Origin of the sequence: Streptomyces sp. M92, assembly GCF_028473745.1 — a bacterium.
GTDB lineage: Bacteria > Actinomycetota > Actinomycetes > Streptomycetales > Streptomycetaceae > Streptomyces.
On the sequence record NZ_CP101137.1, the window covers coordinates 2,896,146 to 2,912,256 of the forward strand.

General features: G+C 69.6%; 20 protein-coding genes. 19 read left to right on the plus strand and 1 reads right to left on the minus strand.

Annotated elements, in window-relative coordinates:
- The first annotated feature begins 224 nt into the window (after positions 1 to 224).
- From M6G08_RS13315 to M6G08_RS13395, 17 genes are all read left to right on the plus strand, one after another.
- Complete coding sequence (locus M6G08_RS13315) at positions 225 to 1,136, plus strand: eL19 family ribosomal protein (protein ID WP_272591332.1); 912 nt, start codon at positions 225 to 227, stop codon at positions 1,134 to 1,136.
- 92 nt (positions 1,137 to 1,228) lie between these two features.
- A complete protein-coding gene (cpaB, locus tag M6G08_RS13320; protein WP_272587372.1) occupies positions 1,229 to 1,936 on the plus strand; it encodes a Flp pilus assembly protein CpaB in 708 nt (235 codons plus the stop codon).
- 7 nt (positions 1,937 to 1,943) lie between these two features.
- Positions 1,944 to 3,203, plus strand: coding sequence for a CpaE/TadZ family protein (locus M6G08_RS13325; protein WP_272587373.1), 1,260 nt, complete (start codon positions 1,944 to 1,946; stop codon positions 3,201 to 3,203).
- Positions 3,200 to 3,595 (plus strand): pilus assembly protein, encoded by a 396-nt coding sequence (locus M6G08_RS13330; RefSeq protein ID WP_217246664.1) that lies wholly within the window; start codon positions 3,200 to 3,202, stop codon positions 3,593 to 3,595. The genes M6G08_RS13325 and M6G08_RS13330 overlap by 4 nt, the downstream gene beginning before the upstream one ends.
- Before the next feature lie 52 nt (positions 3,596 to 3,647).
- Positions 3,648 to 4,097 carry a TadE/TadG family type IV pilus assembly protein gene (locus M6G08_RS13335; RefSeq protein ID WP_272587374.1) on the plus strand — a complete coding sequence of 150 codons (450 nt, stop codon included), beginning with the start codon at positions 3,648 to 3,650 and terminating at the stop codon, positions 4,095 to 4,097.
- A gap of 19 nt (positions 4,098 to 4,116) precedes the next feature.
- Positions 4,117 to 5,454, plus strand: a complete 1,338-nt coding sequence (locus M6G08_RS13340) for a TadA family conjugal transfer-associated ATPase (RefSeq protein WP_272587375.1) — start codon at positions 4,117 to 4,119, stop codon at positions 5,452 to 5,454.
- 56 nt (positions 5,455 to 5,510) lie between these two features.
- Positions 5,511 to 6,455 (plus strand): type II secretion system F family protein, encoded by a 945-nt coding sequence (locus tag M6G08_RS13345; protein WP_272587376.1) that lies wholly within the window; start codon positions 5,511 to 5,513, stop codon positions 6,453 to 6,455.
- A 13-nt stretch (positions 6,456 to 6,468) separates the two neighbouring features.
- On the plus strand, positions 6,469 to 7,362 hold the full coding sequence (locus tag M6G08_RS13350) for a DUF5936 domain-containing protein (RefSeq protein ID WP_272587377.1): 894 nt from the start codon (positions 6,469 to 6,471) through the stop codon (positions 7,360 to 7,362).
- A gap of 70 nt (positions 7,363 to 7,432) precedes the next feature.
- Complete coding sequence (locus M6G08_RS13355; protein ID WP_272587378.1) at positions 7,433 to 8,818, plus strand: sensor histidine kinase; 1,386 nt, start codon at positions 7,433 to 7,435, stop codon at positions 8,816 to 8,818.
- A gap of 41 nt (positions 8,819 to 8,859) precedes the next feature.
- Complete coding sequence (locus M6G08_RS13360) at positions 8,860 to 9,651, plus strand: response regulator (protein WP_272587379.1); 792 nt, start codon at positions 8,860 to 8,862, stop codon at positions 9,649 to 9,651.
- Positions 9,652 to 9,783: 132 nt separating this feature from the next.
- Positions 9,784 to 9,978 (plus strand): Flp family type IVb pilin, encoded by a 195-nt coding sequence (locus M6G08_RS13365; RefSeq protein ID WP_272587381.1) that lies wholly within the window; start codon positions 9,784 to 9,786, stop codon positions 9,976 to 9,978.
- A complete protein-coding gene (locus M6G08_RS13370) occupies positions 9,978 to 10,577 on the plus strand; it encodes a pilus assembly protein TadG-related protein (RefSeq protein WP_272591333.1) in 600 nt (199 codons plus the stop codon). Before M6G08_RS13365 ends, M6G08_RS13370 begins: the two co-directional genes overlap by 1 nt.
- Positions 10,578 to 10,611: 34 nt before the next feature.
- The gene (locus tag M6G08_RS13375) at positions 10,612 to 11,190 is read left to right on the plus strand and encodes a hypothetical protein (RefSeq protein WP_272587382.1); all 579 of its coding nucleotides are present in this window, start codon (positions 10,612 to 10,614) and stop codon (positions 11,188 to 11,190) included.
- Positions 11,191 to 11,198: 8 nt separating this feature from the next.
- Positions 11,199 to 11,825: an OmpA family protein gene (locus M6G08_RS13380; RefSeq protein ID WP_272587383.1), complete on the plus strand. Its 627-nt coding sequence runs from the start codon at positions 11,199 to 11,201 to the stop codon at positions 11,823 to 11,825.
- A 9-nt stretch (positions 11,826 to 11,834) separates the two neighbouring features.
- Positions 11,835 to 12,389: a hypothetical protein gene (locus M6G08_RS13385; protein ID WP_272587384.1), complete on the plus strand. Its 555-nt coding sequence runs from the start codon at positions 11,835 to 11,837 to the stop codon at positions 12,387 to 12,389.
- 49 nt (positions 12,390 to 12,438) lie between these two features.
- Positions 12,439 to 13,200 (plus strand): hypothetical protein, encoded by a 762-nt coding sequence (locus M6G08_RS13390; RefSeq protein WP_272587385.1) that lies wholly within the window; start codon positions 12,439 to 12,441, stop codon positions 13,198 to 13,200.
- 30 nt (positions 13,201 to 13,230) lie between these two features.
- Positions 13,231 to 13,611: a VOC family protein gene (locus M6G08_RS13395; RefSeq protein ID WP_272587386.1), complete on the plus strand. Its 381-nt coding sequence runs from the start codon at positions 13,231 to 13,233 to the stop codon at positions 13,609 to 13,611.
- 46 nt (positions 13,612 to 13,657) lie between these two features.
- Here M6G08_RS13395 and M6G08_RS13400 read toward each other — a convergent pair whose 3' ends face one another.
- Positions 13,658 to 14,071 (minus strand): DUF192 domain-containing protein, encoded by a 414-nt coding sequence (locus M6G08_RS13400; protein ID WP_272587387.1) that lies wholly within the window; start codon positions 14,069 to 14,071, stop codon positions 13,658 to 13,660.
- Positions 14,072 to 14,340: 269 nt separating this feature from the next.
- Between M6G08_RS13400 and M6G08_RS13405 the strand changes: the two genes are divergently transcribed.
- Together M6G08_RS13405 and M6G08_RS13410 are read left to right on the plus strand one after the other, a co-directional pair.
- The gene (locus M6G08_RS13405) at positions 14,341 to 15,003 is read left to right on the plus strand and encodes a hypothetical protein (protein WP_272587388.1); all 663 of its coding nucleotides are present in this window, start codon (positions 14,341 to 14,343) and stop codon (positions 15,001 to 15,003) included.
- Complete coding sequence (locus M6G08_RS13410) at positions 14,991 to 16,034, plus strand: hypothetical protein (protein ID WP_443048791.1); 1,044 nt, start codon at positions 14,991 to 14,993, stop codon at positions 16,032 to 16,034. Before M6G08_RS13405 ends, M6G08_RS13410 begins: the two co-directional genes overlap by 13 nt.
- Positions 16,035 to 16,111 lie beyond the last annotated feature (77 nt).

A 16,111-nucleotide genomic window follows, 5' to 3' on the forward strand; every position in this document is an offset into this window, starting at 1 on the left:
ACCGAGAAATGCTCAACCTGTCCCGTTTTGGCGCAACTTGTGCCACACAAGTTGTTCCACAGCTACAGAAACGCTGTTCTCCGGTCACAGACGCGTGGATACAGTGCTCAGGTAGTCACGCAGTGAAGTCATCCGGGTGTGTCGGAGTAACACCGGCACGCCGACGGGCATGGGGAGACGGGGAGCCGCGCGTGCCAACTGCCATTGCCGTGACCAGTGCCGACATGGCACTGCCGCCGCAGGACGACCGGACGCTGCCCGCGATCGTGCTCCAGGACGTCGACCAGCGTCCGCTGGAGCAGGTGCTGGCCGAGTTGCAGGGGCTGGTCGAGCAGCACGGCCACGTGATCGTGGTGTGCTCGCAGGTCCTCCCGGAGAGTGTGGAACGCCGGCTGCACACCGTCCGCGCCCTCCTGGAGACCGACCGGATCGCCCTGTTCCGGCCGCCGCTGCCCCCGCTCGGACTCGCGGTGCTGGCCCGCCAGTTGCGCCAGCTCGCCTCCTGCGACCTCAGCCCCGGCGTCCTCGCCTCGGCCGGCCGCCTCCTCACCCACTACATCCACGCCGGCGCGCTCCTCGGCTCGGTCGCCCGGCTCGACCACGTCCCCGTGGGGCTCAAGTCGCACGCCCGGTCGTGGATGCCGGGAAGCCAGTTCGGCGTCGTCGCCCACCCCGTCCCGCAGCTGGTGCGGATCGGGCCGGACGCCGCCCTCGACGGACCCGAGTTCGGGACGTGGCTGCTGGTCGCCAAGGGGCAGCTCGCCCCCGACTGGGTCACCGGCACCCTCGCCCCGTCCTGGCGGGTGCAGGGCCTGCGCGAGCTGCCGCTGCCCGCCGACTCCCCGGGCTGGTGGGGGACCGGCAAGCTGACCGAGTTCTGCGCCTACCTGCCCGACCTGTCGGTCCTCTACCAGTTGGTCGCGTCCGTGCGGCAGAGCAGGTGCCACTGGTGCGGCATCGACGTCATCGGCGACCGGTGCGTGTTCTGCTCCGCGACGCCGCCGGAGTACGACGCCGACCCGGGCCGGGGTCGGGCTCTCGGCGAGCGCCGCGCCCTCGGTGAGCGTGGGGGCCCCGGTGAGCGCCGTGGCCCCGCGCTCGGCCGGCGCCGTGAGAGACGCGCCCTCACGGGGTAGGCCGTACCGCCACCGGGGTAGGCCCGTACCGCCCCGCCCGCCCCGCCATCCGATCCGGCTCGACCGATTCCCCCAATGAGGTTGCACGGCACATGAACTCCCGTCAGCGCCGCGGCATCATCCTGCTGATCCTGTCGGTCCTCTGCGCCCTCGGCGTCTTCGCCGGCGTGCTGTCCGTCGTCAACGACGTGAAGTCGAAGGTCGGACCCGAGGTCACCGCGTACCGGCTCAAGGACGACGTCGAGCCCTACACGCCGCTGAACGCGCGGCAGTTCGAGAAGATCGAGATGCCCGAGCGCTGGCTGTCGGAGAACGCCGTCACGGATCTCGGCCAGGTCCGCGGCAAGATCGCCGTGACGAAGCTGAAGGCGGGCTCACTGCTGCAGAGCGACATGATCGTCAAGCAGCCCGCCCTGCAGCCGGGGCAGCAGGAGGTCGCCATCATGATCGACGCGGCGACCGGCGTCGCCGGCAAGATCACACCGGGCTCCTCCGTCAACGTGTACGCCACCTTCGAGGGGCAGCGGGAGGGTGATCCCGCCCAGTCCAAGATCATCGTGACGAACGCCAAGGTCATCGACGTCGGCGACCTCACCTCGCTGCAGCCCGACGCGAACAGCCGCGACCGCGAACCCACCGACGCCGTCCCGATCACCTTCGCCCTGTCCACCATCGACGCCCAGCGCATCACCTACGCCGAGTCGTTCGCCCAGCGGGTCCGGCTCGCGCTGGTGGCGCCCGGCAGCGACACCACGGTCCCGGACGAGGACCGGACGTACGAACTCGCGAAGGACAAGTGAGCCCCGTATGCCCACGAGGATTCTCCCGGCGGTCGGCGACGCGGACGCCGTACGGTCCATCACGACCCTGCTCAGCCAGCTCCCGGACGCCGAACCCGTCGCCCCGGTCGTCGACTCCACCCAGCTCGTCGACACCCTCGCCCGCCTCGCCGCCGAGTCCGTCGACGAACTGCCCGAGGTCGTCGTCGTCCACGAGCGCATCGGCCCGGTCCCGGCCCTGGAGCTGATCCGCGAGGTCGCGCTCCGCTTCCCCGCCGTCGGCGTCATCCTCGTCACCTCCGACCCCGGCCCCGGCCTCTTCCAGGCCGCCATGGACTACGGCGCCCGCGGCCTGGTCGCCCTGCCGCTCAGCTACGAGGAACTCGCCAGCCGCGTCCAGGCGGTCGCCCAGTGGTCGGTCGGGGTACGCCGGCACCTGGGCAGCGGCGGCGACGTCTTCACCGGCGTCGGCGGCACCGTCGTCACGGTCGGCGGCGCGAAGGGCGGGGTGGGGGCCACCCTGACGGCCATCCAGCTGGCGCTGGCCGCACAGGCGTCGGGCCGACCCAGCGCCCTGGTCGACATGGACCTCCAGGCCGGTGACGTCGCCTCCTACCTGGACGTCCAGTTCCGCCGCTCGGTGGCCGACCTGGCCACCATCAACGACATCTCCCCGCGCGTACTGGCCGACGCGGTCTTCCGCCACGACACGGGTCTGGCCCTGCTGCTCGCCCCCGGCGAGGGCGAACGCGGCGAGGAGGTCACCGACCGCGCCGCCCGCCAGATCGTCAGCGCCCTGCGCTCCCGCTACGAGGTCGTCGTCATCGACTGCGGCGCCCAACTCGGCGGGGCCGGCGCGGCGGCCGTGGAGATGGCCGACGCCGCGCTGCTGGTCACCACCCCCGACGTGGTCGCCGTACGGGGCGCCAAGCGGGCGGTGCGGATGTGGGACCGGCTGCAGATCCGCAAGGCCGAGGAGACGACCGTGGTCGTCAACCGGCACACACGGGGCACCGAGATCCAGCCCGCCCTGATCGAGAAGATCACCGGCACGCCGGTCGCCGGGACCACCGTCCCCGCCAACTTCAAGGAACTCCAGGGCGCCGTGGACGCCGGCCGCGTCCACGAACTGGACGCCAAGAGCACGGTGAAGCAGGCCCTGTGGGCCCTCGCGGGCGAACTGCGCCTGGTCAAGGCGCCGGAGGCCGACCACAGGAAGGGCGGCGGCCGGTTCCGCGGCGACCGGGGGTCGGTGAGCTTCCGGCGGCGGAAGGACGGTGCGGGATGAGCGCGTTACCGGGACGGGGGAGGGCGCGGGACTCGGGTCAGGTCACCGTCGAGTTCCTCGGCATGCTGCCGACGATCATCGTCACGCTGGTGGTGCTGTGGCAGCTCGTACTCGTGGGATACACGTTCACGCTCGCGGGTAATGCTGCCGACGAGGCGGTACGGGCGGCGACGGCCGCCGAACGGGGGGCACGGCAGGGCGCCTGCGAGGAGGCGGGCCGCGACAAGCTGCCGGGCGCGTGGGAGGGGGGCGCCGGTGTGGACTGCGGCACGGCGGGCGGCTTCGTCACGGCCGACGTCGAGATCAGGGTCCCGATCCTCTTCCCGGGCACGGTCAGCTTCCCCTTCGACGTGCGGGGTCACGCGGGGGCCGTGGAGGAGGAGACCGACTGAGATGCCGTACTCCTCACGGAAGTGCCGCGCGGGGGAACGGGGCCGGGATCGCATGACTCGGGACCGGGACCGGGACCGGGACCGGGGCCGGGGCGGGGCCGACCGAGAACGTGGCGGGGCTGACCGAGCATGTGGCGGGGTCGACCGAGAACGTGGCCGGGCCGACCGAGAACGTGGCCAGGCAGCCATCGAGTACCTCGGCTTCCTCCCGATCCTGATCATCGTCGCCCTGGCCGCCGTACAGCTCGGCCTGATCGCCTACACCGCTCAGCAGGCCGGCACCGCCGCCCGCGCCGGGGCCCGCAGCGCCTCCCTCGACGAGGGCGCCGGGCAGGCCTGCGACGCGGCGGTGAGCGACTGGCTGGCCGACGGCACGGACTGCGGGGCGGCGGAGGGCGGCGACGAGGTCACCGTCACGGCCACCGTCGACATCCCGTCGATCGTCCCCGGCTGGGACTTCGGGAACGCCACCAAGACCGCCACCATGCCGATCGACCACTGACCGAGGAGCCCGAGGACGCATGAGCCTGCGCGCACGCATCCACTCCCCCGAGGAGCACGGCAGCCGGGGCGAGGACGGACACCTCGTCGCCTCCTACCGGGCCAAGCTCCTCGAGGAGATCGACCTCGCCGAGATGAGCTCGCTGGCGACGGCCGAGCGCCGGGCCCGCCTGGAACGCGTCCTCGGCCACATCATCAGCCGCGAGGGCCCGGTCCTGTCGACCGTCGAACGCTCCCAGCTCATCCGCCGGGTCGTCGACGAGGCCCTGGGCCTCGGCATCCTGGAACCCCTGCTCGAAGACGCGTCGATCACCGAGATCATGGTCAACGGCCCCGACGCGATCTTCGTCGAACGCGGCGGCCGGGTCGAACAGCTCCCCCTCCGCTTCGCCTCCAACGACCAGCTGATGCAGACCATCGAGCGCATCGTCTCGACGGTCAACCGCCGCGTGGACGAGTCCAACCCGATGGTCGACGCCCGCCTCCCCTCCGGCGAACGCGTCAACGTCATCATCCCCCCGCTCTCCCTCACCGGCGCGACCCTCACCATCCGCCGCTTCCCGCGCTCCTTCACCCTCCACGAACTGATCGGCCTCGGTTCGCTCGACGACCACATGCTGTACCTGCTGGCCGGCCTGGTGCAGGCCCGCTTCAACATCATCGTCTCCGGCGCGACCGGCACCGGGAAGACGACCCTCCTCAACGCCCTCTCCGGCCTCATCCCGGAACACGAGCGCATCATCACCATCGAGGACTCGGCGGAACTCCAGCTCCAGCAGGCCCACGTGATCCGCCTGGAGTCCCGCCCGCCGAACGTCGAGGGCCAGGGCCGCGTCACCATCCGCGACCTCGTCCGCAACTCCCTGCGCATGCGCCCCGACCGCATCGTCGTCGGCGAGGTCCGCGGCGGCGAGTCCCTGGACATGCTCCAGGCCATGTCGACCGGCCACGACGGCTCCCTCGCCACCGTCCACGCCAACAGCGCCGAGGACGCCCTGATGCGGCTCCAGACCCTCGCCTCCATGTCGGACGTCGAGGTCCCCTTCGTCGCCCTGCACGACCAGATCAACAGCGCGGTCGACGTCATCGTCCAGCTCACCCGCTTCGCCGACGGCGCCCGCCGCATCACCGAGATCGCGCTGCTCGACAGCCACGGCGGCGAGCCGTACCGCCTGGCCACGGTCGCCCGCTTCGGCGCCCGCCCGATGACCCCCGACGGCCGTATCCACGGCGCCTTCGAGTACCACCCCCTCCCGCGCCGCACCGCCGAGCGCCTCCACATGGCGAACCAGCCCGTCCCCCAGGCCTTCGGCGTCGCCCACACCACCGACCAGCTCGCCACCCGGGAAGCCAGGTAGGACCGCCGATGACAACCAGGCAGCGCAACGAGACGGAAACCAGGTAGGACCGCCCGATGGAACTCGACACCCTCGTCACCCTCACCACCGGCATCACGCTGCTGACCTGCGCCCTCGCGGTCGCCGGCGTGCACTCCTACGCCGCCGGCAAGGCCCAGCGCCAGGCCCTGGTCGACCGCCTCTCCGCCACCGGCCAGCTCCCACCCGCCGGCCGCAGACGCCGCTTCCGCGCCCTGGACCGCCGTCTGCGCCGCACCAAGCTCGGCCGCAGGCTGGAACTGCGCCTGGCGGCGACCGGCCTGGACCTCACCCCCGGCGAGTTCTTCGCCTACATGGTCGCCACCGTCGCCGGCCTCTGGCTGATCGGCCAGGCCGCCCTGGCCCCCTTCTTCGGCCCCCTCGCCGGCCTGCTGGGCATCGGAGCGGCGATCCAGTTCCTCAACTGGCAACGCCAGAAACGCATCGAGAAGTTCATCAGCCAGCTCCCCGAACTCGCCCGCATCCTCGCCAACGCCACCCAGGCCGGCCTCGCCCTGCGCACCGCCATCGGCATGGCGGCGGAGGAGCTGGAGGCCCCCGCCGGTGAGGAACTGGGCAAGGTCGCCGACCAGCTCGCCATCGGCGCCTCGATGGACGACGCCCTCGGCGAACTCGCCGACCGCCTCCCCTCCCGCGAACTCGTCGTCCTGGTCACCACACTCGTCCTCTCCAACCGGGCGGGCGGCCAGGTCGTCAGCGCCCTGCGCAACCTCACGGAGACCCTGGAGGAGCGCAAGGAGACCCGGCGCGAGGTCCGCACCCAACTCTCCCAGGTCAGCATGACCTCGTACGCCGTCCCCGCCCTCGGCATCGGCTCGTTGTTCCTCATGAACGGGGTGAAGGACGGCGCCCTGGAACGCATGACCGGCTCCCCGGCCGGCCAGGTCGCCGTCGTCGTCGCCTTCGCGCTCTACGCCGTCGGCTTCGTCCTCATCCGCCGCCTGTCCCGCATCGACGTCTGAGAAGGGAGCCGCAATGGGTATCGGACCGCTCCTCGCACTGCTGGCGGCCCTGAGCGTGTGGGGCGTCTTCGCCGGCATCCGCATGTACCGGGCGGAGGCGAAGCTCCCCGGCGACCTCGCCCTCGCCCTGGAGGTCGGCTCCACCCGCACCGGCGCCGTCGACTCCCTGGTCGACCGCATGGGCATGCGCTACGCCCCCGCCGTACTGCGCGTCATGGGCCCCGCCCTGGTTGCCAAGTACCGCCGCAGGATCGACCTGGCAGGCAACCCCGGCGGCCTCACCATCGACCGCTACGCCGCCCGCCGAGCGGTCTACGGCTTCCTGGGCGCGGTCGGCTTCCTGGTCTTCCTCCTGCGCGGCCAGTTCATCGTCGCCCTGCTCCTGCTGGCCTTCGGCGCCTTCTGGACCGAGGTCGGCATCTGGTCGGCGATCCGCATCCGCAAGGACGAGATCGAGCGCACGCTCCCCGACTTCCTGGACGTCCTGGCGGTGGTGGTCAGCGCCGGCCTCGGCTTCCGCCAGGCCCTGGACCGCGTGGCGACGCGCTACGAGGGTCCCTGGGCCGACGAACTGCGCATCACCCTGCGCCAGATGGACCTCGGCATGGGCCGCCGCCAGGCCTTCGCGGAACTGCGCCGGCGCAACGACTCCGAACAGGTGGCGATGTTCGTGACCGCACTCCAGCAGGGCGAGGATCTGGGCGCCCCCATCGTCGACACCCTGGTCTCCCTGGCCAAGGACATGCGCCGCACCGACGCCCAGAACGCCCGCCGCAAGGCGGCCCGCGCCGTCCCCAAGGCCACGATGATGATCACGACGTTCATGGTCCCGGCCACGATGCTCCTCCTCGGCGCGGGCCTGATCCTGGGCTCGGGAACGGACTTCGGAACGATCACGGGCGAGTAACCGCCCGCAACGAACGACACGAACGACGGACACGGGACACGGGTGAGCAGGGAAGGAGGACGAGGACGGCATGACGATCACGAACCCACCGATGGCACTCCCGACTCTCCCACCGGGATGGGAAGCCGCACCGCAGCCGCCGACCCCCACCCCGGCGGCACACCCCTCGCCGGGCAGCGCCCCACGCAGCTCCCCGATCGCGGGGCAGGCGCCCCCGGCCATCCCCCTCCAGGTGAACGCCCTGCAGGCCCTGTGCCGACAGGTCTTCGGCTTCCGCCTGGCCATGATCGCTGTCGCCGCCCCCGCCGCCCTCCTCAACGCGGGGCCCGGCCTGGGCGTCAAGCTGGTCGGCGCCGCGGTGGTCGTCACCTTCATGGGCTCGTACGTCCTCTTCCGGGACTGGGAGCGATTCGGCCCCCTGCTCCTGCGCCACCCCACCCTCCTGGCGGTGGACACCCTCTTCGGCTTCCTGCTCCTCATCTCGGCGGGCCCGGACACCACGCTGGCGTACGTCAGCGTCTGCACCCCGCTCCTGGCGGGCCTGGCCTACGGCTGGCGCGGCGCGGCGTTCTTCGCCTCCCTCCAGATGCTCCTCCTGCTCCTGGTCCACGCGACCCTGAACGACGACCACCCGCACCCCGGCCCCGCGGAGTCCCTCCTGCTTCCGGGCCTGTGCGTCATCACCGGAGCCATCGGCTCCACCCTCCGCAACCTGCTGCTCCGCTTCGGCGCCGCCACCCGGGCCCTGACCGAGGTCCAGGCCCGCCTGGCCGTCACGGAGGCGGTGAGCGCGGAACGCGCCCGTCTCGCCCGGGAGCTGCACGACTCCGTGGCCAAGACCCTGCACGGCGTCGCCCTGGCGGCCGAGGGCCTGGCCGCCACGGCGAGCACCGACGCCATGGACCCGGCACTCGCACGCCGCCAGGCCGAACTGATCGCACGCTCGGCCCGCAGGGCGGCCGCCGAGTCCCGGGAACTCCTGACCGACCTGCGCCGCGAGACGGACCCGGCCCACGGCACGGACGTACGGGCGGAACTGGCCGCGCGCACAGCCGACTTCACGACCCGCACGGGCGTCCCTGCCACGTTCGCACACACGGAAGCTGTACCCGTACCCCCCATCCCTCCCTCCGTGGCCCGCCAACTCCTCACGATCGCCTCGGAGGCGATGGAGAACGCCCACCGCCACGCCTCACCGACCCGCGTCGAGGTGCGCGCGGGCGTCCACGGCGGTCACCTGCGCATCAGCGTGTACGACGACGGCAGGGGCCTCCCCGAGGCAACGAGCCTGGAAAAGCTGGGCAAGGAAGGCCACTTCGGCCTGGTCGGCATGGTCGAGCGGGCCGCCTCAGTGGGCGCCCGTATCCGCATCGGCCGGGGCGAGCACGCGCACGGCACGGAGGTACGGGTGGACCTGCCCCTGGCCGCGCTGACACCGGCCGGGAGCATCCCGTGACCACCACCGCACCACCCCACACGCCCGAAGGGAGGCCCCCAATGCGCGACGAGCCCCTACCGGCCACCACCACCCCCGACCCCCCTGCACCGCTACGGGTCGTCGTGGCGGACGACAACCCGGTCGTCCGCGCCGGCCTCACCGCCCTGCTCTCCGGACGCGCGGACATCACGGTCGTGGCAGAGGCCGCCGACGGCCGCGCGGCCTGCGAGGCCGCCCGGCGGCACCGGCCCGACGTGGTCCTGCTGGACGTACGCATGCCCGGCGTGGACGGCATCTCGGCCCTCCCGTACCTGGTGGACATCGCTCCGGTGATGATGCTGACGTACAGCAGGGAGTCGGACATCATCCAGGAGGCCCTGCGACGCGGGGCGGGCGGTTACCTGGTCCACGGCGAGTTCACGGCGGAGCAGCTGGTGACGGCGGTGCGGGACGTGAGACTGGGCAGGGCCCACTTCACTCCGGCGGCTGCGGGGGCCCTGCTGGAGCAGTTGCGGGGGACGCCTAAAGCAAACGCGACAGCACACGCACGCAACGCGTCAACACCCCCCGAGAGTGAGCTCAGACGGCCCTCTTCGCCCCAAAACCTTTCGCAACTGCAACCATCTATGGCACAGTCATCCTCAGGTACGCCCGACAGGTCGAGGTTCCAACTGAGCGCGAGGGAGCGGGAGATCATGGATCTGATCGCGTCCGGCATGAACAACCAGCAGATCGCCGGCACCTGCTTCATCAGCGAGAAGACGGTCAAGAACCACATCAACCGCATCTTCGCCAAGCTCCACAGCACCAGCCGCTCAGAGGCCACCGCCAAGTGGCTGGGCCTGGGGTGACCGCGATGAACAACCGACGCCCGCCCCGCGATTGGGCCCCCGATTGGGCCCACGGACCCTCGGCCCCCAACACCCTCCAGCCGTACCTTCCAGACGACCACCGCGGCACCGCCCACCCTGGAGGGGAACACCATGACCAACTGGCTCCACACCATCGCCGCCCACCTTCAGTCCCGCACCGCCCGCGACGACGAGGGGCAGACGGCGGTGGAGTACCTGGGGATCATCGCGGTGGTGGTGGCGATTGTGTTGGCTATTACGGGGACGGATATCGGGGAGACCATTTACAACGCCATCACGGACCAGATCGACGAACTCATCGGCTGATCTCGCAGCCTCACCGTAATGACGTAGGGCAGGCCTTCCCCATCTACATCACGGTGGTGGCAGGTCTGCTCTTTCTCGCGTTCGCGTATCTCGCGGTCGGGCAAGCCGCAACAAACCGTAACGGAGCGCAAACGGCGGCTGATGCGGCGGCGCTCGCGGCGGCACAGGAAACCAGGGATCAGCTGGCTGGTGAGTGGGCGGAGAACGTTGGAGATCCGGCCTCTTGGGACGCCATCTTCGACGGAGCAGTGACCGGTCTCGATGATTCATGCTGGCGAGCGGATCAACTTGCAGCGCAGAACGCGGCACACATCGACGACTGCACGATGGACGGTCCGCTCCGCTACTCGATCGAGGTCACGTCGGACGAGCCGGTCGGGGACTCGATTGTGCCGGGTACGGAGGACGACTACGCGCAGGCGTCAGCCGTCGCGGTGATCGAGTCAAACTGCACGTTCGAGCTTCCCGAAGAGGGTGCGGAAGCTGATGATGCGCTCCCGCGGCTCACCTGCAAGGAGCAGGCCTGGGACCTGGACCTGGACGATCTTCCTGAGTTGCCAGAGCCTCAGGATCTGTTCGACGTACACCTGACCGACTGACAAGCCTGCGACGAGAGACGAAGGAAGCGGAGTCATGAGCATTCGGTGCACAGCGAAGACCCGCAGGGGGATGGCCGCGTTGACCGTTGTCGCTGGGCTGGCCCTCGGTGTTGCTGGCTGCGGTGGTGGCGGCAACGACGACAAGAAGCCAGAGGCATCGTCGTCTGCGTCATCAGGCGGCGAGTCGGGCCCTAGTGCCCAGCAGGGCACTGACGATTCCCTGGCCGAGGTTAAGGGAGAGGATGGTTTGGTCCTAACGATCAGCTCTGCAGCACGAGACGCGGGCGGATTCGTGACCGTGAGTGGCGAGATCAAAAACGACGGTGCAGAAGCGGCTCGTGTCCCGATTCAGACCAGAGGTGACGAGACGGAGATCATGCGGCATGGCGGATCGCTCGGTGGAGCAACCCTCGTAGACTCCGGCAATAAGAAGCGCTACTACGTCTTGCGTGACACCGACGGCCGCCCTCTGACGACCACGGATATGCCCCGAATCAAACCCGGCGCTTCCATCCCCGTCTTCATGCAGTTCCCGGCACCACCTGCCGATACGACGAAGGTCACCTTCCAGCTTCCGACCTTCGCGGCCGCTCCCATTGAGATCTCCGGGTGAGGCCACCGATGACCCACAACCGCCTGACAGTGCTCGTCACTGCCTCCCTATTCATCGCAACGGGCATCGTGGGAACAACGTCGGCCCACGCCGCCGACGACGACCCGAACGACCCCCCAGGCACCGACCCCTCCGCAGCCGCCCCCGTAAAGGTCGACCCCGCCGACCCGGACCTCAAACTCCCCGACGGCGCCACGCTCGCGCAGGCGAAGGTGCTGGACATCAAGTCGGTCGTCGAGGACCAGAGCGGCGACGAGCGTCGCGAGGACACCAACACCAGCGTGACCTTCGCGCTACAGGCAGAGGTGCTGTTCGGCAAGGACAGCGCGAAGCTCGGCGCCGAGGCCAAGTCCCGGATCACCGGTATCGCCGAGGAGATCAAGACCCAGAACGCCACCCGCATCCGCGTCTTCGGCTTCACCGACAACCTCGGCTCCTCGGCACACGGCGACGTACTCTCCAAGAAGCGGGCCAACGCCGTACACGACATCCTCACCGAGACCCTGAACGACGCCGGCATCACCTACGAGGTCCGCGGCTACGGCGAGCAGTACCCCATCGCCGACAACTCCACCGAAGCCGGCCGCAAGAAGAACCGCAGGGTGGAAGTCTCCTTCCCGCGCACGGAGGACTGACGGAGAGCGATGCCGAACAGGACCACCCGAAACGGCGAACGGCACCGGCCGACCCTTGCCACCCTCCTCGCGGCGCTGACGGCCACCCTGAGCCTGACCGCGTGCGGCAGTTCCCACCCGGCCGACGATTCACCGGCGTCCCCGGCGTCCCCGGCGTCCCCGGCGTCCCCGGCGACCCCGCAGCCACGCACCGAAGCGCCCGGACCCTCCATCTCGGCGGCGGACGGAGCGGACATCGGCGCCTGCGCCGACGGGAACTGCGAGGTCGCGGTGACCAGGCCCGCGACCGTCCGCTTCCAGGCACCAGGCGGCACGGTGGCGCTGTCCATCGCCGAGGTCGGCCAGGAGAAGATCGAGTACGAGGTGAAGTCGGGCAACGGCCAGACGAAGGGTGGCACGACCGGCGCAGGTCAGGGCTGCGTCACCGCGCTTCGGGAGAACGGCAGCGGCACCTCCTGCGGCGGTATGAGCGGTACCCGACCGAGCGCTCGGCCCGGTGCGGTCGTCATCCAGGCATCGACCGGCCCGGACGGCACGGCACTCCTGCACGTGGTCACTCCCTGACGCCGAAAACGAGCTGCCGCGACCGACCGAAGCGGATAGCGTCCCGGAGGTGCCGAACCTTCCGGAGAACACGGCCCCCACTCCACGAACCCTCCCCACCTACGACGCGTTGTTGGCGCACGCCTCCACGGCCCCCACCGTCCTGGGCCTCGTCCTCAAGGGCTCCCACGCACACGACGGCACGGCCACCCAGCACTCCGACCACGACGTGTACGCCATCGTCTCCGACGAACGGGAAGCCGCCCTCGAAGGCTTCGCGGACTGCCGTACCGCCGATCTGGATCTCGTCGTCGTGACGGTGGAGGGTTTCCGACGGCTCGACGGCCTGGAACGCTACGGAATCGCTCGGGGCCGAGTCCTGCTCGACCGGCTGGACGGTGAGATCGCGTCGATCGTCGCCGCGAAGGGCCACCTGGAAGCCGGTGAGGCGTCCCGTGCAGCCACCGGCTGGCTCGACGCCTACGCGAACTCGCACTACCGGTCGGTGAAGAACGCCCGGGACGGCCACCTGCTCGCCGCCCACCTCGACGCGGCCGACAGCAGCGGCTTCCTGCTGGAGTTCCTGTTCGCCCTCTACCGTCGCCCCCGCCCGTACAACAAGTACCTGACCTGGGAACTCGAAAGGTTCCCGCTACCGCGCTGGGACGCCGCCGGACTTCTGGCCACGATCGGCCGAATCGCGGCAGACAGCGACACGGACCTGCAACGACGTCTGTTCGGCCAGGTCGAGGCGGTGGCACGAGAGGCAGGTCATGGGCCGGTCCTGGACGACTGGGGCGAGGACCTGCGCTTGATGCGCCCGCGCCCGTGACACGACCCGTCATATGGAGAGAGGCAAAGCATGCACCGAAGCCGTGTGTACGCCCTTCTGATCGACGCGCCGGAAGCGGAGGCCGCGCGGGCGGCGCGGTTCTGGGCAGGGGCCCCCGGCGTGGAGGCCGCCCCTTTCCCTCCACAACCGCAGTTCACCACGCTTCACCAGGCACTGCCCGGGCTGGTCACCGCGGTGCAGGCAGTCGACGACGTACCGCGTATCCACCTGGACATCGAGACCGACGATCCCGACGCCGAGACCGCGCGTCTGACCGCCCTGGGCGCGGAGCAGGTCTCGCAGTGGGAGGAGTGCCGCGTCCTGCGTGTACCGGGCGGCCACCTGGTCTGCGTCCTGCCAGTGGAGAGCGCGCGGGAAGTCTTCGCGGCGCGGGCCACCGTCTGGCCGTGAGGGCGCGGTTGTCTCCGGGCGTGCTCACACGTCCGACCCCACCGCCTCACCCGCCCCCCGCACCAGCCTCCGCGTGTGCTTCGCCGGCCCCCGCGATCTCTACTCCCACCCGCACGCCGACCCGGATACCCCACCCGGCCATCACCCCGGCCTCCGCCTCCAGAACATGCCGGGAACGCACCCGGGGAAGCCCGAGCCTGCCCGGCCGCATGGTGCGCACCGCGATAACGACCAGTCGCCGGTCGAGGTAGGCGACGTCGATGGGCATCCGCATCCGGAAGGTGTGGATGCTGTTGGCGGGAGACAGGAGCATCGCCCCGTCGAGCGAGCCGCGCCCCAACAGCCCTCGCCTACGGGCACGGTACGACCCGGCGATCTCCAACGGGACGCGGACACCGCTGCCCCCGGTCTCCCCGCCCACCACCAACTCTGCCGCCCCGTCCCGCCACCGCCGCCCCATACCGAACTCCTCCCGTACCCCACAGCTGGTTACCCCGGTCGGCCGGCCGGCCGACCAACCGACCGAACGTATCGGTCACGACCCGACCACGTGGCTCCTTTGCGGCAACGCTCACGCGTTACGCAACCGTTGCTGCTCAAAAGGCCACACGTAAGGCTGATTGAGTCCCGTGAACCCCGTGGGGAGACAGGCACCACCCTGGTGCCGCCCGATCCCCCTGGATAGCGTGGCTTCGCTCGAGAGAAGCCACGTCCCACCAGGAGTCGACCGTGAATCGCCGCCACCCCACCCTCCTCACAGCGTTCACGCTGACCGCCGCAGCGGCGCTGACGCTGTCCGCGTGCGGAAGCGACGACAGCGCCTCCGGCGACAATGACAAGATCGCGGGAGCGGACACGGGCAGTTCCACGCCGTCGGCTGCCCCGGCCGAGACGGGGGCACAGCAGACCGATCGCCCCAAGATCGAGTTGCCCTCCGATCTCTCCTACACCTTTGAGTGGCCTAAGACGGGCGACAAGGAAAAGGACGCTGTACTTGCAGATACGAAGGAATCGATCAAGGCGGTGGACCTGGCGATCACCAACCAGGACGCTCTCGACGAGGCGTATCTCTACTACTACGAGGGTGAGGCCGCTGCCGGTACACAGGAGTTCATTCAGAACTACGTTGATCAGAAGGCCGGCATCACCGGAAAGTATCGATTTTACGCTCCCGAAGTAGCCGTAGACAAATACGGAACTGCTTCCTTCACTTACTGTGAGGATCAAGGGAAGGCGTACGTGAAGTACCTCAAAACCAACAAGGTTCGAAAGACCGAGGTGACTGAGAAGAGTTATGTCATCTACCACACGTCGCTGAAGAAGAACAGCGAAGGTGTGTGGGAGATCCAGAAGATCACGTCGCAGAGCGGGAGTCCCAAGTGCCAACCCTGACACGTGCGGTGAACGGGCTGCCGGTTGCCGTCTTGGTCGGCGCTTGCTTGTCACTTCTTGTATGCCCTGGCACGGCACGCGCCGATGACATCTTGGACGGAAATACGCAGAACTCGGGCACAGAACAGCGTGCGGATGCGAGCGACGACGGCACGGTGTCTGTGACCGTTGGTGGCGTTGTATTCGATCACTCGAAGAACGGCAGCGGAGACTCCGCCGGGTCCTTGACGTCATCCACGTCCTGGAGCCCACCTCCCTGTTGGTACGCCCCCAAGTACACCCCGGAACAGTTGCAGAAGTACCTGGAGCCCATCTGGGAAGCCGGCTCCACGGGGTACCAGTGGGACGCCGAGCAGCGGGAGAAGTACAACGCCGGCGACGAGGAAAAGGGCTTCAACAAGGACAAGACCGGCGAAGGCTACTGGTGGGGCTCGTACGTCAACAAGAACTACCCACCAGGCTGGGACTCTTGCGACAAGGACTACTTCTGGGTGGACACGGGTGACGCCCCTCCCGCCGACATCGAGAATGCGGTGACACCCGAGGTCCTCGCGGAACTCGCCTACGCGGAGATCCGTGTCCCCGGCACGGAGGTGACGCTGGCCCCCGAGGAAGCAACCAAAGTGAACCTTCCGACATGGGCATGGCTCGACGGTGCCGAGTTCAAGCCGGTCTCCGTCACCGCGTCCGTGGAAGAGATCGGTGTCGAGGCGACGGCTACGGCAGAGCCGGTCTCGCTGGAGATCGAGCCGGGCACCCCGGACGCGGAGGTTTACCCGGCCTCGGGTGTCTGCCAGATCCATGATGGCCGTATCGGTGAGCCGTACGAGAAGGGCAGGGCGAATGACACACCGCCGTGCGGAGTGAAGTACCTCCGGTCCTCGGGTGACGGCTCGTTCCCGCTCGAGGCGACGGTCACCTGGGAGATCCACTGGACCGGTAGCGGCGGCGCGGGCGGCGACCTTCCCGACGGCACGTTCGGTGCCACCCAGGACGTCGTCGTCCAGGAGATCCAGGCCGTCAACCGCTGACGTCGGCGCCAGCCCTCTGTGCGTAAGCGCCCCTGCGCACGCCACGAAAACCGGATGCTGTCGTTCCCCTCTTCGGT

Excerpts from the sequence above, each read along its gene's own strand:
- M6G08_RS13385 (WP_272587384.1), top strand. The coding sequence starts at position 11,835 with ATGCCGAACAGGACCACCCGAAACGGCGAACGGCACCGGCCGACCCTT.
- M6G08_RS13400 (WP_272587387.1), bottom strand. The coding sequence starts at position 14,071 with ATGGGGCGGCGGTGGCGGGACGGGGCGGCAGAGTTGGTGGTGGGCGGG.
- M6G08_RS13325 (WP_272587373.1), top strand. The coding sequence starts at position 1,944 with ATGCCCACGAGGATTCTCCCGGCGGTCGGCGACGCGGACGCCGTACGG.
- cpaB (WP_272587372.1), top strand. The coding sequence starts at position 1,229 with ATGAACTCCCGTCAGCGCCGCGGCATCATCCTGCTGATCCTGTCGGTC.
- M6G08_RS13365 (WP_272587381.1), top strand. The coding sequence starts at position 9,784 with ATGACCAACTGGCTCCACACCATCGCCGCCCACCTTCAGTCCCGCACC.
- M6G08_RS13380 (WP_272587383.1), top strand. The coding sequence starts at position 11,199 with ATGACCCACAACCGCCTGACAGTGCTCGTCACTGCCTCCCTATTCATC.
- M6G08_RS13335 (WP_272587374.1), top strand. The coding sequence starts at position 3,648 with ATGACTCGGGACCGGGACCGGGACCGGGACCGGGGCCGGGGCGGGGCC.
- M6G08_RS13345 (WP_272587376.1), top strand. The coding sequence starts at position 5,511 with ATGGAACTCGACACCCTCGTCACCCTCACCACCGGCATCACGCTGCTG.
- M6G08_RS13375 (WP_272587382.1), top strand. The coding sequence starts at position 10,612 with ATGAGCATTCGGTGCACAGCGAAGACCCGCAGGGGGATGGCCGCGTTG.
- M6G08_RS13350 (WP_272587377.1), top strand. The coding sequence starts at position 6,469 with ATGGGTATCGGACCGCTCCTCGCACTGCTGGCGGCCCTGAGCGTGTGG.
- M6G08_RS13355 (WP_272587378.1), top strand. The coding sequence starts at position 7,433 with ATGACGATCACGAACCCACCGATGGCACTCCCGACTCTCCCACCGGGA.
- M6G08_RS13315 (WP_272591332.1), top strand. The coding sequence starts at position 225 with ATGGCACTGCCGCCGCAGGACGACCGGACGCTGCCCGCGATCGTGCTC.
- M6G08_RS13360 (WP_272587379.1), top strand. The coding sequence starts at position 8,860 with ATGCGCGACGAGCCCCTACCGGCCACCACCACCCCCGACCCCCCTGCA.
- M6G08_RS13340 (WP_272587375.1), top strand. The coding sequence starts at position 4,117 with ATGAGCCTGCGCGCACGCATCCACTCCCCCGAGGAGCACGGCAGCCGG.
- M6G08_RS13330 (WP_217246664.1), top strand. The coding sequence starts at position 3,200 with ATGAGCGCGTTACCGGGACGGGGGAGGGCGCGGGACTCGGGTCAGGTC.
- M6G08_RS13395 (WP_272587386.1), top strand. The coding sequence starts at position 13,231 with ATGCACCGAAGCCGTGTGTACGCCCTTCTGATCGACGCGCCGGAAGCG.